The following is a 25976-nucleotide window of genomic DNA, read 5'->3' as shown; positions in this document are numbered from 1 at the left end:
TTAATTAAAAATTATAATGTTACAGTTAAGGTTGCACCATAGTAACGAGTAGGAGGTGTTTGGCTTAACGTTTGGATACCGATTGCATTACCATCTGAGAAGTTGTACTCAGGGTCGGTGTACAAGTTTGATTTAGGAACCCATAGGAACAAGTTGCGGCCCTGTGCACTAATACTTACACCTTTAATAGCTTTTTGACCGGCTAACAAAGTTTTAGGAAGATCGTATGATAATGAAACTTCACGGATTTTCCAGGAAGCACCACTGTAGATATAGTTGGTAGCAACGTTTCTGTTGAAGTTACCATCAGGGAAGAAGCCTGCACCACCATCAGATACAGTAATGTTAGTATTAGCTACGTACTGGTTTGTAGCAGGGTCTAAGTATGATGAGTTAGGGAATACAAAACGCTCACGGTTGTAGAATACACTTCTTGCACCGGCACCAGAGAAATCGAAGCCGCCACCACCATCATTGTAGATAGAGAAGCCGGTACGGTATTCAGCCAAAGCAAAGAACCTTAACGATTTGTATTTTACTTCAACATTTAGACCTACACGATGCTTAGGGTTAGTGTTACCTAAAATAGTTTGAGCAGAGTTAGCGATTGGATAACCGGTAGTCCTGTCAATTACAACACGGCCTTGTGGGTCACGCAGGTAATCAACACCTTTTAAGGTTGGATAGGTGTACCCTTCAATAGCATAAACCTGAGCGCTACCGCCAGTGCTCAATTGAACTTCCTTTAAGTCGCCGCTGATAGATGTAACCTTGTTATCATTGAATGTATAATTACCTCCTAAAGTTAACTGCCAATCAGCAGTTTTTAGAGGAATAAAACTTACTACAGACTCGATACCTTCGTTTTTAAGGTTACCTGTATTTCTTAAGAAAGAAGTGTAACCGGTTGCGTTAGATACACCTGCAGGTACCGTTTGATCTGAGGTATTAGTTTTGTAATAAGTTACGCTTGCAGAGATACGCTCGTCAAGGAATAACGCGTCAAAACCACCTTCAAAACCTTTAGTGATTTCCGGGCGAAGGCCTGGAGAAACCAACTGGCCGCTAATGCGGTAACCAGGACCTGTGCTAAATGGATAACCAGCACCTTGGCCGTAAGTAGGAACGTTAGAGTACGCGCCAATGTTTGCCTGGCCTACTTTAGATACTGATGCACGGATCTTTAAGCTACTTAAGATATGGCTATTTTTCAATTCCTCGAACGCTGTGGTTGGAACAAATGAAGCACTTAATGAAGGATAGAAAAATGAACGGTTAGCTACAGCTAAAACTGAAGTCCAATCGTTACGACCTGTACCTTCCAAAGTTAAGTAATCTTTGTAGGTAACTCTCAAGTCGGCATATAAACCTACCTGACGCCTAACGTTTGAGCTTTGACCACCGCCAGTATTTGGCGTATAACGTTGAGCCACGTTGAACAAATCGCGTTGAATTAAACCACTGGCGTTGATAGTTTGTTGGTTATCATTGTTACCACGCATCTGGCCACCTGCGGTGAAAGACACCTTGAAGTCGCCAAAGGTTTTAGCGTAAGTACCTTGTAACTCTGATTGTAATTGAGTAATGTAAGAGCTACCGTCTTCTACGCTACCTGGAATGTTACTTGAAGTATTTGCTTTACCACTTGCTAAGCTGTAAGGAGTAAATACAAATTTGTTTACAGAATTTTTGTAGTTAGTATTGTAAGTAGATATACCTACACGGCCAACAAAGGTTAATTCAGTAATAGGTTTCCATTTTAACTCTACTTTACCAATTAAGTAATCCGTACGTAGTTTTTGACGGTTGTTATCTTTGGTATAGTATGGGTTATCATAGTAATCATTGTAGAAACCATTAGGGTTAGCATACTCATTATTTCTCCAGTCTTTGTAATCAGTAATACGGATGTTGTCCGGTTGGTTCAACAAGTTATCATAGATTGTACCAGTAGCAGTAGTTATGTCATAACGGTTCTGCACATAGTTAGCCGCGTATTCAAAGCTTACTTTGTTACCAAGATCACGGGTACCATTCACACGGATACCTGCACGGTTGTATTTATCACCAGGTGTTGTACCTTCCTGAGTTACATACTGACCTGACAAGTAAACTGTAGATTTTTCATCACCTGATTGTAAGGTAAAATCTGATTGATTGGTTACACCAGTTTCCCAAAAGTCATTTTTTGAATTTGTTGCAGCGTATGGTTTAATTTGTTGATCACCATTCTCTAGAACCCTACCAATTGGTTTTAAAGAACCATCAAAAGCAGGACCAAATTGCTGGTTTTCGTAAGGAATATATTCCTGAATACCAGAAGTAGAACCAGAACCGAATTTGTTTTGAACTTTAGGGAAGAAGCTAACCTGCTCTAAACTTGTAGTGTTTGAGAAACGGATTGAAGTTTGGCCTTTTTTACCTTTTTTGGTAGTGATCAATAACGCACCGTTTGATGCATCAGAACCATAAAGGGCCGCACCTGATGAACCGTTTAACACCTGGATGTCTTCAATATCCTCAGGGTTAAGGTTACTCAATACCGAGTTTGGAACAATAATGTTATCCAATACAACTAAAGCCTGGTTGTTACCCAATAAAGAACGGTTACCACGTAGTACGATACGTACCTGTGGGTTTACACCCGAACTTACAACGTTAACTTGCAAACCTGCAACTTTACCAGATAAAGCCGCTGCAACACTTGGGGTTTTACCTTGTGTAATAGCCTGGCTTTTTAATTGGGTAGTAGCGTAACCTTGTGTACTTTTTTGCACCTGCAAACCCGCAGCTGCAATTACTACCTCGCCTAATTGGTTAGCGCTTGATGATAGCTGAGTGCTAACAACATCGCTCGAGCCAATATTAGCTGTTTGTTTTTGGAAACCGATAAATGAGAAGCTTAATGATTTTGCCGAAGCAGGAACACTAAGACTAAATTTACCAGATGCATTGGTTTGAGTACCAATTGAGGTTCCGGTTACTGTAACACTTACTCCGGGTAATGGCAAACCATCATCCTTTGAAGTAACTGTACCAGTAATCGTACGATTTTGTGCATACACCTGCGTTACGCATAACATCAGGAAACACAAACTTACTAGTAGAAGTTTTTTCATGTTTGTTAATAATAAGATCAGTTAATAGTTAATTAATCATAAAAGTAGTGTTCCACTACCAATTAATCAAATAAAAAAGTAAAAAAAGATGCTTTTTCATAAAAATAATTCAAACAATTAAAAAAAGATAAAAAATACAGTACTATGTATTGCATAATACATTTTTAAACATATATCTTTGTATTATGATTGTTGAAAACACACAAACCCAAATGAGGAAAGGCATACTGGAGTATTGCATCCTTTCCATTATAGCAAAGGGCGAGATCTATGCATCAGATATTATTGCTGAGCTCAAAAAGGCCCGCCTGCTTGTTGTTGAGGGTACGCTATACCCTTTATTAACCCGATTAAAAAACAACGGACTGCTCGCTTATAACTGGGTGGAGTCAACATCGGGGCCGCCACGTAAGTACTATGTACTAAGTGATGAAGGCCGTAAAGTGCTGGAGCAACTGGACGGCACCTGGCAGGAACTGGCTTTTGCAGTACAAACCGCAATTGGCGACAGAAATAATTAATAAACCACAAATCACCACCCCATCATGAATAAGACCATAATTATAAATATAAACGGCATCGTTTTCCATATAGAAGAAGATGCTTACGAAATACTTAAAAGCTACATGACCGATGTGCAGCGCCACTTCCTAAACTCGGCCGATAGCCTTGAGATCACAACCGATATAGAGAACCGCATTGCCGAAATGTTTAATGAGATATTGCTTAAAGAAGGCAAACAGGTTGTTGTTGTGCAGGATGTTAAAACCGTTGTTGAGCAAATGGGCTCGGTAGAAGATTTTGAGGTAGATGAAGACGGCGCCAAACCACACACCCAGCAAGCATTTACTTACGGTAAAGAGTCCCGCCGCCTGTTTCGCGACCCTGATGATCGCCTGGTAGCCGGTGTTTGCTCGGGCATCGCAAATTATTTTGATTTTAACCCGGTATGGGTACGCTTGCTATTTGCCATTGCTGTAGCATTCTTTGGCACAGGCATTTTCCTCTATATAATACTGTGGATAGTTGTGCCTAAGGCCGTTACCCGTGCCGATCGTATGGCTATGAAAGGCCAAAAGCTGGACCTGCAGGGTTTTAAATCAAACTTTGAAGAAGAGTTAAATACTGTAAAAGGGAACCTGCAAAACTTCCATAACGAAGCCCGCCCATTTGTTTATAAAACCCGCGATTTTGCCGGCGACTTTTTTAGCCACTTTGGCAACTTTTTAGGTGGTGCCGGCAAAGTGCTGGGCAAGGTAATAGCTATAGCATTAATTGCAAGTGCATTTTCGGGTATTATAGCGCTTATCATAGTAACCGTATCGGCTTTTGCATATGGAAACCGTAATGTGGGCATTTATCATATATTCCCATTTAACATTGCCGACCAGCACGTCAATAATATATTTATAGTGTGTGCTTTACTCATGGCAATTATACCGTTGTTAGCTATAATTTTAACGCTGATACATTATGTATTCCGTGGTAATGTAATCAATCGCACCGCGGGCTCGGCCATGTTAATGACGTGGATCATCGCGTTGAGCATTGTTATATATTATACTGCAAAAACATCGGCTGATTTTAAGGAGTACGCCAGCTTTAGTCAAACCATAAACATCAAACCATCTGCCGATAGTACCTATTATTTAAAGCTAAATGACATTAAATTTCTAACGAAAGAAGACAGTGTTCGATTGAATGTTAAGGATGATTTTAGGGGTCGCATTATCTTAGATGACGATGATGATAACAACATGGATATGCCCGATAAGAATATTGACATATACATCGAAAAAAGCGACGTAGCTCAGCCGGTGTTGGTAGAATCCTTCAGCGCCCGGGGTAGCGACTATCAGGAGGCACTGTATAACGCCCGGGGAACAAATTACCAGTTTAAACAGGAGGGTAATGTGTTAAAATTTAACCGCCGGCTTGAAAAGCAAACAGACAGGTTATGGCGTGCGCAAAGACTACACCTTACACTCAGGATTCCGTTAAACTCTAAAGTTGTTATCGATGATCAGATAGATCGCTTTGTTAGAGATATTAACGTATATGATTGCAAGCAGATAAACAAGCAGGAAGGAGCTTCGTCTGCTAAATTCATCATGACAGATAATGGCTTGCAATGTAAGGTAGATACCGTAGTGATACCACAAACACCGCAACAAAAAGCCGCGGCAGATAGTGTCGCCCGGGCAAATGCCGATCAATAAAATGAAAGCCTTTATAAACTATATAAGCCTGCTTTTATTTAGCGGGCTTATATTACTTTTTTATAATACATCTATCCATAAAAACGACGCTTTATCTGCAATAAGGCCAATATCGGCTATAAATAAAACACGTGCAGCAAACCCCGGCCATACTCATAGCTTTATATACCAGGATGTTGTAGAGATATTGCTGCCACAGCTAATAAATTAAAGTTTTGCTGTAACCTTTAACACCCTTTTACCATCTTATAACAAAAGACATCAACATGCCGGCGTATTGCCCGCATACAACATAAATTACAACCTATGCATATATCTACATTATATATAATATAACCCGGCACATCTACCGACGCATTTAATCAAAAATTTATCGCCTGTTAAAAAACGAAGGAGAATCCTTCGCGGGGCTTTTATTGCCAAAATTTTTACAACCATGAAATCTCAAATCACTAAAATCCTGTATATCATTTTACTATTGGCTTGCGGCTACGCCGCTAATGCCCAAACCCTTAAGCCGGCAGCCGCCATAAATGGCCAGCTACTAAACGAACAATCCAAACCAATGGATTATGCTACGGTAACCCTTCTAAGAGCTAAAGACTCATCCGTAGTAAAAGGGACACTTACCAATGATGCCGGTAAATACGTTTTCGACCGTATTAGCGAGGGCAAGTACATTGTAAAGGCAACCAATGTGGGTTATAAACCAGCTTTTAGCCCCGCTTTTGATGTTATAGGAAATGCCATAAATGCGCCTGTTATTAAAATGCAGCAAGTTAGCCGCGATTTACAGGGCGTAACCATAACCTCTACCAAACCCCTTATAGAGCGTAAAATGGACCGAACAGTAATGAACGTGGAAAATAGCGTACTGGCCGCAGGTAACTCCGCTTTGGAAATACTGGAACGCGCCCCCGGCGTTACAATTGATAAAGACGACAACATATCGCTAAAAGGCAAACAGGGTGTAACCGTAATGATAAATGATAAGCTTACTTACCTGTCATCAACCCAATTGGCGGCTTTGTTACGTTCTACAGATGGCAGCACTATTCAATCTATAGAAGTGATCACCAATCCATCGGCTAAATATGATGCGTCGGGCAATTCGGGCATTATCAACATCAAATTAAAAAAGAACAAGCAAAGCGGCACAAATGGCAGCTTAACTACGGGAATCGCTTACTGGAAAAACTTTAGGGATAACACCAGCCTTACCCTTAACCATAAAACAGGTAACCTTAACATATTTGGGACGTTAACCCATGGCGACATTACCCGCCAGAATGTATTGGATATAAGCCGTACCGTGGTAAGCGGCCCTACAACACGCTACTTTACCCAAAATACGCTTATGAAAAAGCCGGTGCATTATAACAACTACCGTGTAGGTGCCGATTATAATACCTCGGCAACCAACACCTTAGGCTTTGTAGTGAGCGGCGATTACACGAACGAGTTAAATAACAATACCAGCCGCACAAACATTGGCTCGGTGCCTATGGGCATCGATTCATTCCAGAATACGCCAAGCAATATCAAACAAACATACCGCAATATTGCCATCAATTTGAACGACAAACTGGTTATTGATACCAATGGGCAGGAACTAAGTATAGATCTGGATTACTCAAAATTCAGAAATAACTCTTTTGCAGATTACGCTACTGAGTTTTACCTGCCCAATGGCTCTGTTGCAAAGCCATCATTGTTCCTGCGAAATACAACCCCGTCAACCATCAGCATTTATACTGCAAAAGCTGATTATACGTACCCGCTAAGCAAAAGCCTAAAACTTGAAAGCGGTGTTAAGCTAAGCTCTGTTAAAACTGATAACGACCTCCGGGCCGAGATACAGCAAGGCGGCGTGTTTGTAAACGATGTATCGCGCACCAATCGTTTTGTGTACGATGAAAAAGTAAATGCCGCCTATGTAAACCTGGGTAAAACCTATAAAAAGACATCCATACAAGCCGGGCTGCGTGCCGAGAATACTACCTCTACAGGTAACCTCATTACTAACAACCAGGTTGTGCACCGTTCATACCTCGATTTCTTTCCAAGCTTATTCATCAATCAAACCCTGTCGGCCAAGCATGAGCTTGGTATCAACTACAGCCGCCGGATAGATCGTCCGAGCTATGATAATCTTAACCCATTTACTTACTACCTGGACCAGTATACCTACGAAAAGGGTAACCCGTTCCTGAAACCGCAATACACCAACAGTTTTGAATTGGCGTATACTTATAATAAAACCCTGAATGTTACACTTGGGTATAGCCGCACTACCGATGCGAGCGTAGATGTTTTATACACCGATACTGTTAGGAAGGCAACATTCCAAACCAATGAGAACCTGGCCACAAGAAACAACTATAATATTAATATCAATTCGCCTTATACCATTACAAAATGGTGGTCGGGTAACGTGAATGTTGATGGCTTTTATCAACAATTTAAATCTCCTATGCTGCTGGGGCAAAACCTCAACAACGGGCAGTTTGCATTCCAGGGCAGGGCTACGCAAACCTTCATGATCCCGGGATATAAATTTGAAGTTACTGCCAATTATCAATCCGCGCAAAGCTACAGCATCTTTAAAATAAAATCTCAGTACGCTATAGATGCCGGTGTAAGCCACTCATTCTATCAGAAAAGAATGAACTTAAAATTGGCTGTGAGCGATGTGTTCGACACCAGGAAGAGCAGGGTAAGCACCAACTACTCTGTTACCAACTTAAGCCTGGTACAAAAAAACGAGACCCGAATTGCCCGCATAACCTTTACCTATAACTTTGGTAATAGCAAAATAAAGACCCGCAAACACCAAACCGGTGCCGAAGACGAAAAAGGCAGGGTAAAGAGCGGGGGATAATTAAGAGAAACACGATAACAAGACCTAAGAGTTAAGACAAGGAAGGCCGACTATTAACACCGGCCTTCTTTATTAAATAAGAATCTTGATTCCTGACTATAAAATTCTCGCCTCTATCTACTGTCCTACCATAAACACGGCGTTGCTGAACAACAGCTTACCGTTTTCCCAAAAACTGCGGAACAACGGATCGTCGGCCAGATAAACTACCGAACCACGGCCCAGGCTTTGTACGCCAAGCAACATACCATTATTAATTTTTGATTTAGATTGCACACCTGCAAAGCCCGCTACATAACCGTTTTTATCAATGGTGCCCACATTCCAGTTGTCATCGCCAAGCAATTCGTAAATATCATCACTTAATTTTAGGGAGTAGTAATAGTTAGGAAACCCGAATCCAAGTGGATGCGTGTTATCCATATTCAGCTTAAATATAGCGCCCGGTATGCTCGAGCGGATGGCATCGCGGTTGCGGTCGGCATAAAGTTTTATGCTTTGTTTAGCTTTAGGGTCGGGTTTATCATCTTTCTTAGCTTCCTTCTTTTTAACGTCGAATCCTTTTTTATCAACCAATGCTGCCACGGCGTTTTCTAACGCGATGAGCTTGCCACCGTCGCGAACCCAGTTTTGCAGGTTGTCTGCCGAAAGGTCGTTATATCTCCCATCAGGCATGATCAAAACATCGTAATCCGCCAGTTTAATACGGTTAACATCCTGGTAACGGATCAGGTTAATTGGGTAACCTATTTGCTGCTCAAAAAAGTGCCAGACCTCGCCCAGTGCTTCCGAATTGATGCCATCTCCTGTAACAAGTGCTACGTGTGGTTGCTTAATAAACTTTACATCGTACGATCCTATATCTGAGCCCTTATCAACAAAGCCCGATGATAGCGGTGTAAGCTCGTGCCCCATATTAGCAGCAAGCTGAGTAACAACACGGTCAAAATCTATTTTCTCGTTACCTGCACGGGTTATTAACAATGAACCCGCCGTAAACTTTTTGCCGTTTGCTTCAAACGGCAGTTCGGAGTAACGCACCTTAATTTTATTTTTAAGTAGGGCTGCTAAAAATTTAACGTCTGCTACCGATTGCCATGCCGATACATAAGCATAAGCTTTAGTATTGCTTAGCGCGGCTGGTTTAACCACACTTGAGTTTGAATTGGCGGGTTTATAAGATTCTTTTACACCGTAGGCTTTAAGGCCGTATGCATAAGGCAACGCCCAAGCTGTAATATCATAGGTTGCAGAGTCGGGAATAAAGGTTTTGGGCTCCAGCAACACATGTAGCAGTACCGATTTTGGCTGATAGGCGTTTACCACCAAGTCGTTCGGTTCCACATTATATTGCTCGGTAGCACCTGTAAAATAATTATACCCGGTTACCGACTTATTAGCCAGCCCGTAGCCAAACTGTATGCCATTGCGGGTAAGCATTTTAGCCAGTTCGTTCACTTTTTCGTTGTTGTCATTTTTAATAACGTAGGTTTTATATTGCCCGGGAGGGTTTTGGCGGCTGTTATCGTAAAACTTTTTAAACTCATCTACCACCTTCTGCGCATTTTCGGATACGATCTCTACAGTGCTTAAACCGGTTGTGTGGTGGTGAGCCAGCCGTTGCGCCAATGTAAGCGTATCGCCGCTGCGGGTTACCACGGCAAGCCCTCCGGAGGGGCCGCCGCCTTGTTCATAGGTCATGCCTATAGAGCCATTATACAATGGATAAGTATCCCCGTATGACGGGTAAAGCAGGTCGAACTCCTGCTTGGTAAAATACATCCAGCCATTCTGGTCGAAATGTTTGGCGTTGTTTTTACCTATCACTATCTGGAAATCGCGCTGCCACTGTGTAATATCTTTATGGTAAGGCTCGGCGGCCGGGGCAAAATAATACGGGTTATTATAGCTTTGTTCGTGGAAATCTACATGCACCTGAGGCAGCCATTGGTTAAAGAGGCCTACACGCGCCTGTGTTTCTTTTTGTGCCTGCCATGCCCAGTCGCGGTTCAAGTCAAAATAATAATGATTTACACGTCCGCCCGGCCAGGGCTCTATATGCTCGCGCGTTGACGGGCTTGCATCCGGTGTTACACCACGTACCGAATTATAAAAATTTACGTAACGGTCGCGCCCGTCAGGATTAAGACATGGGTCTATAACCACTATCGTATTTTTTAACCACTCCTTCGATTTCGAATTCGAAGGATCGGCAAGGTCAAATAAGGTCCACATGGCAGCCTCACTTGACGACGGCTCGTTACCGTGTACATTATAGCTTAACCAGGTAATTACGGGCGAATTTGGGGTAACCGCGCCGCTTTCTACCCCGGCAATACGCAGGTTATTATGGCGTATCTCTTCCAGTCGTTTTATATTATCGTCAGACGCTATGAACATCGCCAGTAGCGGGCGGCCTTCGTTAGTTGTACCAAACTGCTGTAGTTGTACGTTTTTGGCGGTTTGCGCGACATATTTAAAATACTCTACCACGCGGTAATGCGCGGTAAATTTATCGCCCAGTTTATATCCTAAAAATTGTTCGGGCGATTGTAGTTGCTGGGCAAAAACGGGGTAGCCGCAGAAGGCAGCTATAAATACAAAAAGTAATTTTTTAATCATGTATAAAATGCTTGTGTCAGTAATGCTAATCTAAATATATTTTTTTCAGGTTTCACTATCAGGCTATTAATTCAAATCTGCACTTTTGCATACAACATCATGACGCCTATACAAGCCCTTCAAAAATATTTCGGATACTCAGAATTCAGGCTTTCGCAGGAGGCTATTATAGCTAATGTTTTAAATAAGAAAGATACGCTGGCGCTAATGCCTACCGGCGGCGGTAAATCGCTTTGCTACCAGTTGCCCGCTGTATTGCTTAATGGGTTAACTATAGTTATATCGCCACTGATAGCGCTGATGAAGGACCAGGTAGATAGCCTGAACCTCTCCGGCATCCCCGCGGCATTTCTTAATTCGAGCCAAAGCCCTGAGGAGCAAAAGGATATTGCCATTAGGCTGAGGAAAAATGAGCTTAAACTGCTTTACATTGCCCCCGAACGTTTGTTTGGCGCCGATAACCGCATGATGGCCTTTTTGCATACACTTAACGTGGTGCAAATAGCTATTGATGAGGCGCATTGTATATCGCAATGGGGTCATGATTTCCGCCCCGAGTACCTGATGCTGGCCGGGCTGAAAAAAGAATTTCCAGGCGTACCGGTGATTGCCCTTACTGCTACCGCCGACAAGCTTACCCAAAAGGACATTTTAGAAAAGCTGAACCTGCACCAGCCCGCAGTCTTTATCTCATCATTTAACCGCGAGAATATCACCTACCGGGTGGTTCCAAAAAAGAATAGTTTTAACCAGCTTTTGAGCTTTTTAGAGGCGAAAAAGGACGAATCGGGTATCATTTATTGTCTTTCGAGGAAGTCTACGGAATCATTGGCGGATGATTTGAAAGAAGAGGGCTACGCCGCCGCCGCTTACCATGCGGGGCTCACTAACGATATTAAAGCCCGCAACCAGGAAGCATTTCTGAAGGACGAGATCAAGATAATTGTTGCAACCATTGCCTTTGGTATGGGCATCAACAAAAGCAATGTGCGTTACGTAGTGCATATGGATCTGCCCAAGAATATAGAAGGCTACTATCAGGAAACCGGCCGTGCAGGCAGGGATGGCCTGCCATCGAACGCGCTGTTATTGTACTCGCCAGGCGATGCTATTAAACTGCGTGGTTTTGCTACGGTAGAAAACAACCAGGAACAAAGCGCCATTATGCTTAAAAAGCTGGATGATATGGTTGATTATTGTCAACTTCATGCCTGCCGCCGGCAGTATCTGATGCATTACTTTGACGAGCCCTTCCCCGATAATTGCGGCTCGTGCGATTTTTGCCTGAGCGAGTTCACCAAATTTGACGGGACGCTTATCGCCCAAAAAGCGCTGTCGGCTGTGGTACGGTTAAAGGAACGTTTCGGTGCCAATTATGTGATTGATTTTTTACGCGGATCGCGAAATGAAAAAATTTGGGCGGAGCATAAAGCGCTTAAAACCTATGGTGCAGGCGCGGATATAAGTAAGGCCGACTGGCAGCGCTACCTGCGAGAGCTGATCTCGCAGGGCTTTTTGCAAAGTGTTGACGAAGGTTTCCCTACCATCCGCCTCACCCCAAAAAGCGACGGCGTTTTAAAAGGAGAAACAAAAGTTGAATTAATTGCAAGCCAGGTTACCGACGAGCAGGAACAGGAAGTATTAAACTACGAAGCTGAACTATTGGCCGAATTGCGCCAAAAGCGGCAGGAAATTGCCATTAGCGAAAACCTGCCTGCATACATCATCCTGTCGGATGCTACCTTGCTGGAAGTAGCCACGTACCTGCCGCAAAAAATGGATGAGCTAAGGCTCATCTCGGGCTTTGGTGATGTTAAGCTGGCTAAATACGGCCGCGAATTTTTAGCGGTCGTAACTAATTATAGTTATGCTAAAGGTTTATCATCCCGCATAAAACAAAAAGCGGTTAAGCGCGAACGCAAAGCCAAGGTCAGGAAAAGCAAGCAATCAGATACATTTGCATTCACCTATAACCTATATAAAGAAGGCAAAAGCGTTACCGAAATTGCACACGAACGCGGCCTCTCGCCAACTACAATTGAGGGCCACTTAAGCCGTTATATACAAACCGGCGAACTTGATGTATATGAATTTGTTAACGAGAATAAAATCCCGGCTATAAAAGACGCGGTTGAAAATTATGGTAGCGCCATGCTATCGCCCATAAAAGAAGCACTTGGCGATGCCTACACCTACGGCGAAATTAAAGCCGTTATTGCCTGGATGAACAGAGAAGTGTAATTTAGTTTACAATTTACCATGAAAACAACTACCGAACAACTATACCAGGTATTTACCCAACACCCCGTTGTTAGCACCGATACGCGCAAAATAGCGCCGGACAGTTTATTTTTCGCACTAAAGGGCGATAAGTTTGACGCCAACACATTTGCCCAAAATGCACTTGAAGCCGGTGCAGCATACGCCGTTATTGATAACCCGGAATATGCTACAAACGAAAAATTTTTATTGGTTGATGACGTGCTTACTACCCTGCAAGACCTGGCAAGGCACCACCGCAGGCAGCTGACCATCCCTATCATTGGCCTTACCGGCACTAATGGCAAAACAACCACCAAAGAATTGATCAACGCCGTGCTATCTCAAAAATATAAAACGCTGGCAACACAGGGTAACCTTAACAACCACATTGGCGTGCCGTTAACTATTCTTACAATTGATGGTAGTCATCAAATGGCGGTGATTGAAATGGGGGCTAATCACCAAAAAGAAATAGGGCTGCTTTGTAGCATAGCACAGCCCACGCATGGTTTAATAACTAACGTAGGCAAAGCCCATTTGGAGGGTTTTGGTGGTGTAGAAGGGGTGAAAAAAGGTAAAGGAGAGTTGTATGATTATTTAGCAGAGGCCGAAAATCGCGTCGCTATTATTAATAGTGATGACACTACGTTGCTTGAAATGCAAAAAGCCCGCACCTTAAATAACGTGGTTTATTACGGGCAAAATAATAATGCGGATAATTTGGTAAGCGGTAAATTGCTGGGCAACTCGCCGTACCTAACCTTAAAATGGCACGATAAAACATGTTCTTCGTACAATGTGCAATCGCAACTAACGGGGTCATATAATTTAGATAATATTTTGGCGGCAATTTGCATCGGCCGGTTATTCAGGCTGTCATCAGATCAGATAGACCAGGGCATTGAAGGCTATCAACCTAAAAACAACCGGTCGCAGATAACCAAAACGGCAACTAATACCCTCATCTGCGATTTTTACAATGCTAACCCCAGCAGCATGTTTGTAGCTATTGAGAATATGGATAAGTTACAAGCTGCCCATAAAGTAATGATATTGGGAGACATGTTTGAAATGGGTACAGAATCGGCCGTAGAGCATACATCTGTAATACAAAAGGCCATGAGCGCGCAGGTAGACGAACGTATTTTTATAGGTAAAGATTTCTCCAGCCAGCAAACCGAGGTAGATAATACCAACCTGATAAATACCACATTTTATTTAACTGCAGAAGACGCTATGAAAGGCCTTAAACAAAACCCGATAACTAATGCAACGATATTGATTAAAGGCTCACGGGGTATGGCTTTAGAAAGGCTGGTGGAGATGTTTTAAATGCGTTCACGATTGCAAAGACATAAGCAACTGAAATAAATAAACTTTCTACTTAAAAGCCAGTTTCGCCACTTCCTCTCCTACCAAACTACCCATTGCTACGCCCATACCGTTGCAGCGCACGGCACAAAATATATTTGGTTCCAGCTGTTTTACAATTGGGCTTAGTTCTTCTCCAAAGCCCATAATGCCGCTCCACCAATAATCTATTTCGGCGCCCTGCCCGGGCAGTATCACCTCATTGAGATAGGCAGTCAGCTTTTGCTTTACGGCATCGGTATGTCCAAATTCCGGGGTTTCTTCCGCAGCGAAATCAAGGTTACGGCCGCCGCCAAAAAGCACACGGCCATCAATATTCCTAAAATAGTAGTACCCGCTTTGAAAGTGGTATGTCCCCTTTAATTTTAAACCGGGAATGGGTTTGGTAACCAGCACCTGCCCACGGCCCGGCCTAACATGCAATTCGGGATAGAGCTGCCGGGCAAATGCATTAGTAGCCATAATAACTTTCCGGGCCTTGAAATCGCCATGCTGAGATTTAACGCAGATATAGTCGCCATAATTGTGGATTGATGAGATCTCGCAGCCGTTCAATACCAATACATCTTTTAGATAACACTTATTCAATAACGCCCTCATCATTTTACCGGTATGTATCTGCCCCTCAAAGGGATTGTAGATCATCCGGCTAACGCCGTTAAAACCAAAACCTGCAATTTTAGCATCAGCAACTGAATAAATGTCATGCCCTCCTATAGCGGCTTTTAATAAATCATTCAAGCGTGGTAAATGATCTAAAGCCTCCTCGGCCCGGTGTTCCTCACCATTCATAAACAACTCATAACCGCCATGCTGATGGTAATTAATATTATCGTCGCCAAGGTTTTGACGAAGGCGCTGCAACCCATGCCACTTATAGCTTGCAAGTTTTGCAACTTCTTCTTCTGATGTATGTTTTAGCGCTTCTAACTGCTCAGAAGCTGTGCCGAAACAGGCAAAACCCGCATTTTTTGTACTTGCGCCACTGGGCAAAAAGCCGCGCTCTAAAACCAATACTTTTAAACCCGGTTCGCGCGTTTTAAGATGAAGTGCGGCACTCAGGCCAACAATGCCACTACCAATAATGATAACGTCGGTATCATCAATATAGGCGGTGCGCTCCCAGTAAGAGAAGTTATTATCCATTAACCCAAAAGTACATTTTTGAGTTTTGAAATTGCCTGTTGCCAACATGGAATGCTTTTTGAAATAGCTAACAATAAAATCTATTGAAAATGATGAACCTGTTATTCATATCCTATAATTCGGCAATACTGCTTATGATAGTGATTGCGCTGGTGAGCTTTATTGTACAATGGCGCTTTAAAAGCAAATTCAGGCAGTACTCAGAAGTACCGCTGTTGTCAGGCCTCTCCGGTAGGGATGTGGCCGAGCAGATGCTTAAAGACAACGGCATATACGACGTAAAAATAATTTCGGTAGAAGGCCAGTTAACCGACCACTATAACCCCGAAGATAAAACGGTTAACCTTAGCCCCGATGTATACCACAGCCGCAGTATTGCTGCCGCTGCTGTTGCAGCGCACGAGTGCGGGCATGCCGTACAGCATGCTAAAGCATATAGCTGGTTAAGCTTTCGCTCGGCAATGGTGCCGGTTGTTAACGTGGCATCCACCCTTACACAATGGACGTTGATGATTGGTATTATGCTGCTGTTTTTTACGCATAACCCTTTAGTATTGGCCATTGGCGTAGGTGCACTGGCATTGGTTACCCTATTTAGCTTTATTACTTTACCTGTTGAGTTTGATGCCAGCAACCGCGCTTTGGCCTGGTTAAATAATAACTATGCTATTATGCAAACCCGTCAGGAGCATGAGCAGGCAAAAGATGCGCTTTGGTGGGCCGCAATGACATATGTGGTTGCAGCATTAAGCGCATTAGCTACGCTTGTTTATTACGCTTCATTCCTTTTTAACAGAAGGGACTAAATTCGGAGACTTTAAATTTATATCCTGGTAAAAATCGCCACGAATATCTCGCGGCGATTTTTTTTGCCCTGATGTAACACTTTGCTTTACGCTACCGTCATGTATATTGTTATGAAAAAATATATATGGATTTGCCTGGGCTTAGCATTTACGCTACAGGCATGTAAAAAAGATAAGATTGAAACCGACCCAATAATACCAACCGACCCGGTAGAAACAGCGCCGGTTACCGGCGACACACAGCCATCATCTCAACATATTGTGTACCGTACCTTAAACATGAAGGTTGGGTATAACAAAAACATATTTTTAGATGCCAATGCTGATGGCTCGACTGATATAAGCTTTTCGAGCGTATTAATTATGCGCGATGGCAAACAGCATTTATACCTTTCGGCCTATGGAAAAACAAGCAGTGGTAACAAACTATTTGTAAAAAAAGGCGATGGTTTGGTTAACGGTAGCCTTTGGGCATATCCTTTTGCTAAAGATGAACGCATTGAGCCGACAGATGCGAACCAGGTTACCCTGACAGCACCGCAGCAAAAGGCATCTATCTTGAGCGTAATATCAACAGGATCGCAAACAAGTGTAGACGGACTTTGGGCAAACAAAACAGATAAATACCTTGGCTTTGCCATTAAAATGAACGGCGAACCACATTTTGGCTGGATAAAACTAAGCCATGATGCTGCAACCAATGAAATTGTAGTAAGCGAATATGCTTACAATAAACTACCCGGCGAAGACATCATTGCCGGTGAAAAATAGTTTTTTAGTTTAATTAGTTTAGTGTTTAAAGGCTACCTTAAGGTGGCCTTTTTGTTTACATCCACTTATAGCTGAATCAGGTCCGCACACAATACCTTTTATATTGTGTTATTTAAAAATGGCATCAACCCAAACAGGTAAAGACTGGCGTTTCAGGCTGCACGAGATCATTTATGAATCTAACACGCGTGCAGGCAAGGCTTTTGATGTAGGGTTGCTGATAGCCATTTTTACCAGCATTGTTGTAGTGATGCTGGATAGTGTGGAAAGCATACATCAGCATTACGGCAACCTGTTTAAATACATTGAATGGGGCTATACCGCGCTATTCACTATTGAATATATTCTTAGGCTTATCAGTATCAAACGCTCAATAAGTTATGTATTTAGCTTTCTGGGTATAATTGATCTCATCGCGCTGATACCATCTTACCTCAGTATATTCTTTATGGGTGCGCAATCGTTATTGGTGTTTAGGGCGCTGCGTTTGTTGCGGGTTTTCAGGATCTTTAAACTAACGGCTTTTTTAACAGAGATCAATTTTTTAACAGTTGCCATAAAAGGCAGCCTGCGCAAGATCAGTATATTTTTACTCACCGTTTTATCGCTCACCGTAATATTGGGGTCCATAATGTACCTGGTAGAGAAACGCGAGAACGGTTTCAGCAACATCCCCGAAAGCATTTATTGGGCTATTGTTACCATAACTACGGTTGGTTATGGCGATATATCTCCGGTTACACCCTTAGGTAAGTTTGTAGCATCTATTGTGATGCTTATTGGCTATGCTATCATAGCTGTACCAACCGGCATTCTTACGCATGATTTGGCCATAGCCGCTAAAAACAGAAAAGAACTCACGGAATCGTGCCCATCCTGCGGCCGCGAAGGGCATGAAAGCGATGCCACCTTTTGTAAATTTTGCGGCGCGGCGCTTCTTTAAGTTTGCCATAAAAAATAAATCAGATCGATGTGTAGCGCTAACAACAATGCCTGCGTAATGCAATTGATCGTTCTATTGATTTTGCATTACAATGTATTGCATATGCCTCCGCAAGATAGCCGGCCAGCTTCTTAAAAAGGCAGAATAATCTGATAGTTTGATTGTTGTTTAGAAAGGCTGCCTTAGGGCAGCCTTTTGTTTTTTAAATAAAAAAGCCCCAACATTTCTGTAGGGGCGGTATCTAAATTATTTCCTGCTCTTTAATTTAACCTGTAAGGTGCTATCAAATAAAACTCGGGGATCTGTACATTAAACAGGGAGTTATCCAGCAGGCGCTCCATCTGGTATTCGCCTTTCATGCTGCCCATATCTGTTTTAAGATTACATCCACTAACATATTCGTGTGAGTTACCCGGCTCTATAATAGGCTGTTGGCCTACTACCCCCTCGCCTTCAACTTCTCGCTTGGCTCCGTTAGAGTCGAAAATGTACCAGTGGCGGCTTACCAGGCGCACGGCATAGTTGCCCATATTCTCGATGCTTACCCTGTAGGCAAACATAAAGTGGTCGTTCATCGGGTTAGAATATTCGGGCTGGTAAATTGTTTCCACTGAAACCTTAACACCTTCAGTTATGATAGTGGCCATTGTTTATTGTCTTGTAATTTCAAATATATAGGATGCAAACAAATATTACGCCATTTCAAAAGCATATTTTCTGTCTACCTGATCCAGTATATCCATAATTTCTTCTACGGTTGCGGCGGTAACAAGTTTCATTCGATACTCCTTAAAATCTGGCACACCTTTAAAATAATTGCTGTAATGGCGGCGCATTTCAAATATGCCGGTTCTAGGTCCTTTCCACTCTATTGATTTTTGCAGATGGGTTTTGCAAACGTCTATCCGCTCGGCAATGGTTGGTTTATCCAGGTGTTCGCCTGTTTTAAAATAATGTTTTATTTCGCGGAAGATCCAGGGATATCCTATAGCGGCCCGACCGATCATCATGCCATCAACCTCAAACTGCGTACGCCATTCAGCAGCTTTCTCCGGCGAATCTATATCACCATTTCCAAAAATCGGGATCTTGATACGCGGGTTTTTCTTTATCTGATGTATCAGCGTCCAGTCAGCAACGCCTTTATACATTTGCGAACGGGTACGGCCATGAATGGTTAACGCTTTTATACCTACATCCTGCAGCCGTTCGGCAACCTCATAAACGTTTTTGGTGTTATCATCCCACCCCAGGCGTGTTTTAACGGTAACAGGCAGGTGGGTAGCGTTTACAACAGCCTTGGTCATGGCTACCATCTTGTCAATATCTTGCAAAAGGCTTGCGCCTGCTCCGCGGCATGCCACTTGTTTAACAGGGCAGCCATAGTTAATGTCCATCAAATCGGGGCCGGCAAGTGATGCTATTTCGGTAGCCTCGCGCATGTGGTCAATGTCGCTCCCAAAGATCTGGATGCCTATAGGGCGTTCGTATTCAAATATATCCAGTTTCTGGCGGCTCTTGGCGGCATCTCGGATCAACCCTTCAGATGAGATAAATTCCGTGTACATCATATCCGCGCCGTTTTGCTTACACACATAACGGAACGGCGGATCGCTCACGTCCTCCATAGGTGCAAGTAACAGCGGAAACTCCCCTAAATCAATATTTCCTATTTGTACGGACATGCTTATATTTAACCCTGCAAAATTACGAAATTTAAGCAATATGATAAAAGGCCCTGTAAATCAAATGTCCCCGGCAAAACAATTATTGCTTTTTATAGCTGTTTTTGGTGGGATATTTTTAGTCGGCAACCTTTTGGGCTTCGCTATGATAGCTGCTTTTTACGGCATGGGTATGCTAATGGATATTGGCCGCCTAAACCTTAGCAACCCGCAAAGTATAACTGCGCTTTATATTTTACAAATAGCTACCATGACTGCCCCAATTTTTTTAGCGCCGGTTGTATTTGCAAAATGGATCTTAAGAGACACAGCCAATTACATTAAACCGGGCTTCCGTTTTCCCTGGTTATTGCTTGTTATTACTTTTTTTGTGATGCTGGTATCTATGCCGTTAATAGAGGTTTTAAGCAACATAAACCAGCAAATGGTTTTACCCGGATGGCTAAGTGGTTTAGAACAGTGGATGAAAAACAGCGAAGAAAACGCCCGGCGCATTACCGAAGCTATACTCAACATGGATTCTGTTTGGGATTGCTTAAAAAATGTATTCCTGATAGGTTTTTTAACTGCCGTTGCCGAAGAAATTATGTTTAGAGGGGTGTTGCAAACCATCTTTCAAAAATTAACAAAAAACACACATGCTGCCATTTGGGTAACGGCGGCACTTTTTAGCGCGTTCCACATGGAGTTTTATGGCTTCTTACCCCGTACATTATTAGGCGCGCTGTTCGGTTATTTTGTTGCTTATAGCGGCAGTATATGGCCTGCGGTTTGGGGGCACTTTTTAAATAATGCAACAGCTGTTGTGGGCACCTTTCTCTATCAAAAAAAGCACATACAACTAAATCCTAATGATTCGCACTTATTTAGTTACATGGGTTATGTATTTAGCGCGATAATTATTATAATTTTGCTGTTAGTGTACAAAAAAGTAGCGCAGGGCAGTCAAAAGCCCCTATTAAATGGAGAAGAACTGGGTTAAGATTTTTACCTCATCAAACTTTTATCAATCAGAAATTGTGAAACAGGTGCTTACCGATTACCGGATAGATGCCGTATTGCTTAATAAGCAGGCATCATCGCACCAGGCGTTTGGAGATATTGAAGTTTACGTTCACCAGGAAAACTTTAGCAGTGCTATAGAAATAATGATATTGAACCAGATAAGTTTATGAAAACACGCGCCATTACAGGCTTCTTTTTTATAATAGTGATGATCGGGTCGTTTTTACTTGGTTACCAGGTGTTTTCGGCATTTTATTTACTGCTAAGCTGTTTTGGCCTTTATGAGTTTTATTCGCTTATAAAAAAAGATACAGCATCCCCTAACATTATTGCGGGTATAATTAGCGCCGTATTGCTGTATAGTGGAATTGCATTGCTAAACTATGCGGGCGCATTTGCCGCACCTGCATTCAATATTCATAGCGCAGCTTATATACTGCTCTTTTTATTTGTATTCGGCATTAGCTTAGTTTTTATAATGGAGCTGTTTAAAATATCGGTAGCGCCTTTCGCCAATATCGCATTTACCATCATGGGGCTGGTTTTTGTAGTAGTGCCTTTTACCTTTTTCCATGCCCTGGCTTATATCAATAAAGATTTTAGTCCCCATATACCTCTTGGCTTTTTACTGATGCTTTGGGCTAACGATACCGGGGCTTACCTCGTAGGCATGAGTATGGGCCGCACCAAGTTATTTGAACGCCATTCCCCTAAAAAAACCTGGGAAGGTTTTATCGGCGGTGTGGTAATAAGCGCCGGGGTTGGCTACATCATCAGCCTGTACTTTCCCGAGCTCGACTGGAAGCAGTGGGTATCGGTTGGGATACTGATCTCGTGCTTTGGTACACTTGGCGATCTGGTAGAATCGATGTTTAAACGCAGCATCAACATTAAAGACTCGGGCACTATATTGCCCGGCCATGGTGGCCTGTTAGATAGGTTTGACGGATTGCTAATGGCCGCGCCTATTGTTTATACATACTTGTACTTTGTTGTAAATTTTTAATTTTGTAGAAACACATACCCAATTATAATGACTTTCCATAAAGAAGGATATACATCACTTGCCTTAACCGTTCTGTTCATTTTTGTAGTGAACGCCTTAATATCTTTTTATTTCCCCGATGCCCACGTAGTAAAATGGATAGTTTACATCCTATCGTTTTTGCTTTTTGTAACCATCGTACAGTTTTTCCGCAACCCTAAATTTGCTATTACCACCAGTGAGAATCATGTTTTATGCCCTGCGGATGGTAAAGTAGTTGTAATTGAAGAAGCGGATGAAACCGAGTTTTTAAAAGACCGCAGGATCCAGCTTTCTGTATTTATGTCGCCGGTTAACGTACACGTAAACCGTAACCCTATAAGTGGTGTTGTTAAATATTTTAAATACCACCCCGGCAAATACCTGGTGGCATGGCACCCTAAATCATCAACCGAGAACGAACGTACAACCGTTGTAACTGAAAATAGCCAGGGCGTACAAGTGTTGTTCCGCCAAATAGCAGGCGCACTTGCCCGCCGCATTGTATGGTACGTTAAAGAAGGGGATGTAGTTGAACAGGGCCAGCAATTTGGCTTTATTAAATTTGGGTCGAGGGTAGACCTTTTCCTCCCGCTTGGCACCAAGATCAACGTAGAGCTTAATCAGGTTGTTAAAGGTGGTCGCACGGTATTAGCAGAACTAGTCGGCACAGCGCCAGCAACAGAGATAACATCAGACGTTATTGAAAACACCCATATCCCCGATGTAGAAACGCCGTTATCTGACGAGCACGGTGAAGAAACTTTAGTAATTGAGCACGATCTTGAAAAAGAAAAGCTGCCTGCTACCCCGGTTGCCAAAGCAGCTGCACCTGCCAAAAAACCTGCCGCAGCAAAAACTCCTGCAAAACCAAAAGCAACTCCTAAAAAGGACGATAAAAAATAATTTCTGGTCTGAATAAAACAAGGCCCCGGTGTGTTTCACACCGGGGCCTTGTTTTAAATGTTTCATAGCGAGGAGCGATAGCGACGTGGCAATCTCAAAACCAGTGCCTCATAGCCTTTTAAACGAGGAGATTGCCGCTGTGCTACCAATGACGTGAAATGATTATTAATCGCTGCGCATTACAATCAAATAAAAACCAATCAACGCAAAAAAACCCGCCCGTTTAACGGGCAGGTTTGGTACACTTTTATATTGTATCCGCCTTGCGGCGAAAGATAATTAAACCCTTTTTGATTTGATACGGGCTGCTTTACCGGTAAGGGCACGCAGGTAGTAAAGTTTTGCGCGACGTACTTTACCAACGCTGTTAACTTCTACTTTATCGATGTTTGGAGAGTTGTAAGGGAAGATACGCTCAACACCAATACCGTTAGACACTTTACGTACGGTAAAGGTTTCGCTGTTACCAACGCTGTTGCGTTGTAAAACAACACCCTGGTAAACCTGGATACGTTCTTTATTACCTTCTCTGATTTTATAATGCACGCTAACAGTGTCACCAGCCTTAAATGACGGGAAGGTATTTTTAACTACTGATTGCTCTTCTACAAATTTTACTAAATCCATGATTTTTAGCTCTTAAAGCGATTTTTAACCCGTAAAAATCGGAGTGCAATAATAGGGATATTTTTTGAAATAATAAAACCTATTTTAAAAATTTCCACAAATTGTGTTTTGTCCACACATGGCGTGGGTTTTTAGTTGATTGCCTTGAGTATGTAAATGGTTTTAAGAATGTTAACCGATCCCGTTTATACACTTGATTATTCCAAAAGATCGGGTCGGCGTTGTTTAGTCCGTTCCAGCGCTTGCTCAAAACGCCACTTTTCAACTTCGGGTGTATTGCCGCTTAATAGTATGTCCGGGACCTTATGCCCGTTCCAATCGGCCGGGCGCGTATAAACCGGGGCATCCAGCATATCATCCTGAAAGGAATCGGACAATGCCGATGTTTCGTCGCTTAATACGCCGGGTATCAGCCTCACCACGGCATCTACCAGTACAGCTGCCGGCAGTTCGCCGCCAGATAGTACATAGTCGCCTATCGAGATCTCGCGGGTAACATAAATATCCCTTATTCGTTGATCTATCCCTTTATAATGGCCACAAAGTATGATGATATTTTGTTTAATAGAAAGCTGGTTGGCTATCCCCTGGTTCAGCGTTTCGCCATCGGGCGACATAAAGATGATCTCGTCGTACTCGCGTTCGCTTTTGAGCTTTTCGATACAATCGGCAAAGGGTTGGATGGTCATTACCATGCCACTCCCACCACCATAAGGATAATCGTCAACGCTTTTTTGTTTCGCAGTTGAGTAATCGCGAAGGTTATGCACTACAATTTCAGCAACCCCTTTCTTTTGAGCGCGTTGTAAAATTGAGTGGGCAAACGGGCTTTCCAGCAGGCCTGGCAAAACGGATATGATATCGAAACGCATGGGGCAAATTTAGTGATTAGTGATTGGAGAATGGAGATTAGTTTTATCTTGATCCTCTCAAATCTTTTTCTGGATTTGCCAGCAATGTCCGTAAATATCTATAAGATCGGCCTGCCGGTAGCCGTAATCAAAATCCTGAACGGGTGAGGTAACCTTGGCGCCCGCGGCAACGGCCCGATCAACAACGGCATCTACATCATCCACAAAAATATTTACAGATACGGTGCTTGCCCTGGCCTTCTCGGGGCTTACCAATTTGATCTCCCATTGCTCGTGCAGGTGAAATACCGAACCGTCCAGATCAAACTCCACCACGTGGATGGTGCCATCATCATTATTAAAACGCCTTAATTCCACAGCGCCGAAAGCTTTAGTGTAAAAGCTAACATCAGTTAACCCGTTGGGGATGATAAGCATAGGTGCAAATGTTGTTGCCATGGTTAAAGTTAGTTTTAAAAAACAAAAGCTCCCAAAACCGGGCGCTTTTTATGCTAAATAATTTCGGGCTAATGTTTACCCCTCCAAGTATACATCCAGCAAACCGTCGGGCAGGTCAATATAAATTTCTCCGCCTTCAACATCAATTCCTTTAATGATCTCCACATTAAGCGGAAATAATACTTCTTTATTTTTAAAGTTAACAGACGCGATGAGTTGCTGCGGATATTCGATCACGTCCAGTATCTCGCCCAGTTCTCCATGGGTTTCATCAACCGCAATAAAGCCTTTAACATCTTTAAGGGTAAACTCTTCCTTCTTCTTTTTAGGTTTTACCTTGTTGGGGAGGTAGATATCCTTTTTAACCAGCATGGCTGCCTTCTCAATGGTATCTATATCCTCCAGGTTAAGGTAGGCCTGGCTTTTTTGCAAAAATTTGATAGAACTTACAAAGTAAGGCACCAGTTTACCGGCAACATCCACAAAAAGCGATTTGATCTTGATGGTTTCGGCGCCGTCAAAATCAATGTAAACTTGCATTTCCCCTTTAAGACCCTTTGTTTTTAGTATGCTGCCCAGTCTAAAATATTCTGCTGTATTGGTCATGTATGTTTCTTTAAATAATAATGGCGAAGAACATTGTCCTTCGCCATTATTGTGTTTTTGAGTTAAGGATAGCGACAATAGTTTAATCTCTCGTCTCTAATCTCCTATCTCTAATTACTCAGCGCTTTCTGCTTCAGTATCAGCAGCGGCTTCTTCGGCAGGGGCCTCGGTTGCTTCTTCTTCTACTTCTTCGGCAACAGGAGCGTTTTTAGCAGCGATAGCCGCAGCTTTATCTTCTTTCTTTTTCGCTTCAGCAATTAAAGCCAATTTACGGGCTTCGTCTTTAGCAGCGTTAAGGTTTGATTTTTTGCCTGTTATTTTGCTGTCTTTTTGGTCTAACCACTCAGCAAATTTAGTATCTGCCTGCTCTTGGGTTAAAGCACCTTTTTTAACACCGCCCTGTAAGTGTTTTTTGTATAATACGCCTTTGTAAGACAGTATTGCACGGCAAGTGTCTGTTGGCTGTGCGCCGTTGTTTACCCACTCAAGAGTTTTATCAAAATTGATATCAATTGTAGCCGGGTTGGTGTTAGGGTTGTATGAACCTACACGCTCAATAAAACGACCGTCTCTTGGAGCACGGGCATCTGCTACTACGATGTAATAAAAAGGTTTGCCTTTTTTACCGTGTCTTTGCAGTCTGATCTTAGTTGCCATTCTTTAATTTTTATGT

The 25976-nt window shown here is 42.7% G+C and carries 22 protein-coding genes and 1 pseudogene; 13 read left to right on the top strand and 10 right to left on the bottom strand.

From position 1 onward, the window contains the following. Window positions 1-11: 11 nt before the first annotated feature. Window positions 12-3119, bottom strand: coding sequence for a SusC/RagA family TonB-linked outer membrane protein (locus ACFQZI_RS16805; protein ID WP_377144543.1), 3108 nt, complete (start codon window positions 3117-3119; stop codon window positions 12-14). Window positions 3120-3304: 185 nt separating this feature from the next. Here ACFQZI_RS16805 and ACFQZI_RS16800 point away from each other — a divergent pair, with 185 nt between their 5' ends. From ACFQZI_RS16800 to ACFQZI_RS16785, 4 genes are all read left to right on the top strand, one after another. Beyond that, on the top strand, window positions 3305-3640 hold the full coding sequence (locus tag ACFQZI_RS16800; RefSeq protein ID WP_377144541.1) for a PadR family transcriptional regulator: 336 nt from the start codon (window positions 3305-3307) through the stop codon (window positions 3638-3640). Between the two features lie 24 nt (window positions 3641-3664). Continuing rightward, window positions 3665-5338: a PspC domain-containing protein gene (locus ACFQZI_RS16795; protein ID WP_377144539.1), complete on the top strand. Its 1674-nt coding sequence runs from the start codon at window positions 3665-3667 to the stop codon at window positions 5336-5338. Window position 5339: 1 nt separating this feature from the next. After that, a complete protein-coding gene (locus ACFQZI_RS16790) occupies window positions 5340-5549 on the top strand; it encodes a hypothetical protein (protein ID WP_377144537.1) in 210 nt (69 codons plus the stop codon). Between the two features lie 225 nt (window positions 5550-5774). After that, the gene (locus ACFQZI_RS16785; protein WP_377144535.1) at window positions 5775-8219 is read left to right on the top strand and encodes an outer membrane beta-barrel protein; all 2445 of its coding nucleotides are present in this window, start codon (window positions 5775-5777) and stop codon (window positions 8217-8219) included. Window positions 8220-8336: 117 nt separating this feature from the next. On the opposite strand, the gene ACFQZI_RS16780 is transcribed toward ACFQZI_RS16785, so the two are convergent. Then, window positions 8337-10841 (bottom strand): M14 family metallopeptidase, encoded by a 2505-nt coding sequence (locus tag ACFQZI_RS16780; protein WP_377144533.1) that lies wholly within the window; start codon window positions 10839-10841, stop codon window positions 8337-8339. 99 nt (window positions 10842-10940) lie between these two features. Here ACFQZI_RS16780 and recQ point away from each other — a divergent pair, with 99 nt between their 5' ends. After that, window positions 10941-13082 (top strand): DNA helicase RecQ, encoded by a 2142-nt coding sequence (gene recQ / locus ACFQZI_RS16775; protein ID WP_377144531.1) that lies wholly within the window; start codon window positions 10941-10943, stop codon window positions 13080-13082. 18 nt (window positions 13083-13100) lie between these two features. After that, the gene (locus ACFQZI_RS16770) at window positions 13101-14435 is read left to right on the top strand and encodes a UDP-N-acetylmuramoyl-tripeptide--D-alanyl-D-alanine ligase (RefSeq protein WP_377144529.1); all 1335 of its coding nucleotides are present in this window, start codon (window positions 13101-13103) and stop codon (window positions 14433-14435) included. 48 nt (window positions 14436-14483) lie between these two features. On the opposite strand, the gene ACFQZI_RS16765 is transcribed toward ACFQZI_RS16770, so the two are convergent. Beyond that, window positions 14484-15620 (bottom strand): NAD(P)/FAD-dependent oxidoreductase, encoded by a 1137-nt coding sequence (locus tag ACFQZI_RS16765; RefSeq protein WP_377144527.1) that lies wholly within the window; start codon window positions 15618-15620, stop codon window positions 14484-14486. 89 nt (window positions 15621-15709) lie between these two features. Between ACFQZI_RS16765 and ACFQZI_RS16760 the strand changes: the two genes are divergently transcribed. From ACFQZI_RS16760 to ACFQZI_RS16750, 3 genes are all read left to right on the top strand, one after another. After that, window positions 15710-16426, top strand: coding sequence for a zinc metallopeptidase (locus ACFQZI_RS16760; protein WP_377144525.1), 717 nt, complete (start codon window positions 15710-15712; stop codon window positions 16424-16426). Window positions 16427-16537: 111 nt separating this feature from the next. After that, on the top strand, window positions 16538-17197 hold the full coding sequence (locus ACFQZI_RS16755) for a hypothetical protein (RefSeq protein ID WP_377144523.1): 660 nt from the start codon (window positions 16538-16540) through the stop codon (window positions 17195-17197). Between the two features lie 118 nt (window positions 17198-17315). Continuing rightward, window positions 17316-18140, top strand: coding sequence for an ion transporter (locus ACFQZI_RS16750; RefSeq protein ID WP_377144521.1), 825 nt, complete (start codon window positions 17316-17318; stop codon window positions 18138-18140). A gap of 260 nt (window positions 18141-18400) precedes the next feature. Here ACFQZI_RS16750 and apaG read toward each other — a convergent pair whose 3' ends face one another. After that, window positions 18401-18787, bottom strand: coding sequence for a Co2+/Mg2+ efflux protein ApaG (apaG, locus tag ACFQZI_RS16745; protein ID WP_377144518.1), 387 nt, complete (start codon window positions 18785-18787; stop codon window positions 18401-18403). 45 nt (window positions 18788-18832) lie between these two features. After that, window positions 18833-19825 carry a tRNA dihydrouridine synthase DusB gene (gene dusB, locus ACFQZI_RS16740; RefSeq protein ID WP_377144516.1) on the bottom strand — a complete coding sequence of 331 codons (993 nt, stop codon included), beginning with the start codon at window positions 19823-19825 and terminating at the stop codon, window positions 18833-18835. Between dusB and ACFQZI_RS16735 the strand changes: the two genes are divergently transcribed. The 4 genes and pseudogenes from ACFQZI_RS16735 to ACFQZI_RS16720 form a co-directional block, all read left to right on the top strand. Further along, window positions 19824-20807, top strand: a complete 984-nt coding sequence (locus ACFQZI_RS16735) for a CPBP family intramembrane glutamic endopeptidase (protein WP_377144514.1) — start codon at window positions 19824-19826, stop codon at window positions 20805-20807. The genes dusB and ACFQZI_RS16735 overlap by 2 nt on opposite strands. Further along, the gene (locus ACFQZI_RS16730; RefSeq protein ID WP_377144512.1) at window positions 20788-21000 is read left to right on the top strand and encodes a hypothetical protein; all 213 of its coding nucleotides are present in this window, start codon (window positions 20788-20790) and stop codon (window positions 20998-21000) included. Before ACFQZI_RS16735 ends, ACFQZI_RS16730 begins: the two co-directional genes overlap by 20 nt. Continuing rightward, the gene (locus ACFQZI_RS16725) at window positions 20997-21836 is read left to right on the top strand and encodes a phosphatidate cytidylyltransferase (RefSeq protein ID WP_377144510.1); all 840 of its coding nucleotides are present in this window, start codon (window positions 20997-20999) and stop codon (window positions 21834-21836) included. The genes ACFQZI_RS16730 and ACFQZI_RS16725 overlap by 4 nt, the downstream gene beginning before the upstream one ends. 27 nt (window positions 21837-21863) lie before the next feature. After that, window positions 21864-22517, top strand: a pseudogene (locus ACFQZI_RS16720) (phosphatidylserine decarboxylase family protein); the annotation flags it as partial. Between the two features lie 522 nt (window positions 22518-23039). Here ACFQZI_RS16720 and rplS read toward each other — a convergent pair. The 5 genes from rplS to ACFQZI_RS16695 all read right to left on the bottom strand — a co-directional run bounded on the left by rplS (window position 23040) and on the right by ACFQZI_RS16695 (window position 25960). Further along, the gene (gene rplS / locus ACFQZI_RS16715) at window positions 23040-23387 is read right to left on the bottom strand and encodes a 50S ribosomal protein L19 (RefSeq protein ID WP_067056587.1); all 348 of its coding nucleotides are present in this window, start codon (window positions 23385-23387) and stop codon (window positions 23040-23042) included. A gap of 197 nt (window positions 23388-23584) precedes the next feature. Continuing rightward, window positions 23585-24259 (bottom strand): tRNA (guanosine(37)-N1)-methyltransferase TrmD, encoded by a 675-nt coding sequence (gene trmD, locus ACFQZI_RS16710; RefSeq protein WP_377144508.1) that lies wholly within the window; start codon window positions 24257-24259, stop codon window positions 23585-23587. Window positions 24260-24316: 57 nt separating this feature from the next. Continuing rightward, on the bottom strand, window positions 24317-24697 hold the full coding sequence (locus tag ACFQZI_RS16705) for a VOC family protein (protein WP_377144506.1): 381 nt from the start codon (window positions 24695-24697) through the stop codon (window positions 24317-24319). A gap of 75 nt (window positions 24698-24772) precedes the next feature. Next, window positions 24773-25303, bottom strand: a complete 531-nt coding sequence (gene rimM / locus ACFQZI_RS16700; RefSeq protein ID WP_377144504.1) for a ribosome maturation factor RimM — start codon at window positions 25301-25303, stop codon at window positions 24773-24775. A 114-nt stretch (window positions 25304-25417) separates the two neighbouring features. Continuing rightward, window positions 25418-25960 (bottom strand): 30S ribosomal protein S16, encoded by a 543-nt coding sequence (locus ACFQZI_RS16695; protein WP_377144502.1) that lies wholly within the window; start codon window positions 25958-25960, stop codon window positions 25418-25420. Window positions 25961-25976: the final 16 nt, after the last annotated feature.

It is taken from the genome of Mucilaginibacter lutimaris (assembly GCF_042676625.1).
In the GTDB taxonomy this organism is placed as follows: domain Bacteria; phylum Bacteroidota; class Bacteroidia; order Sphingobacteriales; family Sphingobacteriaceae; genus Mucilaginibacter; species Mucilaginibacter lutimaris.
The sequence above is the reverse complement of the archived record's forward strand: the minus strand, read 5'-3'. Positions and strand labels throughout refer to the sequence as shown.

Bases quoted from the DNA above. Each gene is read 5' to 3' on its own strand.
- ACFQZI_RS16805 (WP_377144543.1), bottom strand. From the start codon at position 3,119: ATGAAAAAACTTCTACTAGTAAGTTTGTGTTTCCTGATGTTATGCGTA.
- ACFQZI_RS16800 (WP_377144541.1), top strand. From the start codon at position 3,305: ATGATTGTTGAAAACACACAAACCCAAATGAGGAAAGGCATACTGGAG.
- ACFQZI_RS16795 (WP_377144539.1), top strand. From the start codon at position 3,665: ATGAATAAGACCATAATTATAAATATAAACGGCATCGTTTTCCATATA.
- ACFQZI_RS16790 (WP_377144537.1), top strand. From the start codon at position 5,340: ATGAAAGCCTTTATAAACTATATAAGCCTGCTTTTATTTAGCGGGCTT.
- ACFQZI_RS16785 (WP_377144535.1), top strand. From the start codon at position 5,775: ATGAAATCTCAAATCACTAAAATCCTGTATATCATTTTACTATTGGCT.
- ACFQZI_RS16780 (WP_377144533.1), bottom strand. From the start codon at position 10,841: ATGATTAAAAAATTACTTTTTGTATTTATAGCTGCCTTCTGCGGCTAC.
- recQ (WP_377144531.1), top strand. From the start codon at position 10,941: ATGACGCCTATACAAGCCCTTCAAAAATATTTCGGATACTCAGAATTC.
- ACFQZI_RS16770 (WP_377144529.1), top strand. From the start codon at position 13,101: ATGAAAACAACTACCGAACAACTATACCAGGTATTTACCCAACACCCC.
- ACFQZI_RS16765 (WP_377144527.1), bottom strand. From the start codon at position 15,620: ATGGATAATAACTTCTCTTACTGGGAGCGCACCGCCTATATTGATGAT.
- ACFQZI_RS16760 (WP_377144525.1), top strand. From the start codon at position 15,710: ATGATGAACCTGTTATTCATATCCTATAATTCGGCAATACTGCTTATG.
- ACFQZI_RS16755 (WP_377144523.1), top strand. From the start codon at position 16,538: ATGAAAAAATATATATGGATTTGCCTGGGCTTAGCATTTACGCTACAG.
- ACFQZI_RS16750 (WP_377144521.1), top strand. From the start codon at position 17,316: ATGGCATCAACCCAAACAGGTAAAGACTGGCGTTTCAGGCTGCACGAG.
- apaG (WP_377144518.1), bottom strand. From the start codon at position 18,787: ATGGCCACTATCATAACTGAAGGTGTTAAGGTTTCAGTGGAAACAATT.
- ACFQZI_RS16735 (WP_377144514.1), top strand. From the start codon at position 19,824: ATGCTTATATTTAACCCTGCAAAATTACGAAATTTAAGCAATATGATA.
- dusB (WP_377144516.1), bottom strand. From the start codon at position 19,825: ATGTCCGTACAAATAGGAAATATTGATTTAGGGGAGTTTCCGCTGTTA.
- ACFQZI_RS16730 (WP_377144512.1), top strand. From the start codon at position 20,788: ATGGAGAAGAACTGGGTTAAGATTTTTACCTCATCAAACTTTTATCAA.
- ACFQZI_RS16725 (WP_377144510.1), top strand. From the start codon at position 20,997: ATGAAAACACGCGCCATTACAGGCTTCTTTTTTATAATAGTGATGATC.
- rplS (WP_067056587.1), bottom strand. From the start codon at position 23,387: ATGGATTTAGTAAAATTTGTAGAAGAGCAATCAGTAGTTAAAAATACC.
- trmD (WP_377144508.1), bottom strand. From the start codon at position 24,259: ATGCGTTTCGATATCATATCCGTTTTGCCAGGCCTGCTGGAAAGCCCG.
- ACFQZI_RS16705 (WP_377144506.1), bottom strand. From the start codon at position 24,697: ATGGCAACAACATTTGCACCTATGCTTATCATCCCCAACGGGTTAACT.
- rimM (WP_377144504.1), bottom strand. From the start codon at position 25,303: ATGACCAATACAGCAGAATATTTTAGACTGGGCAGCATACTAAAAACA.
- ACFQZI_RS16695 (WP_377144502.1), bottom strand. From the start codon at position 25,960: ATGGCAACTAAGATCAGACTGCAAAGACACGGTAAAAAAGGCAAACCT.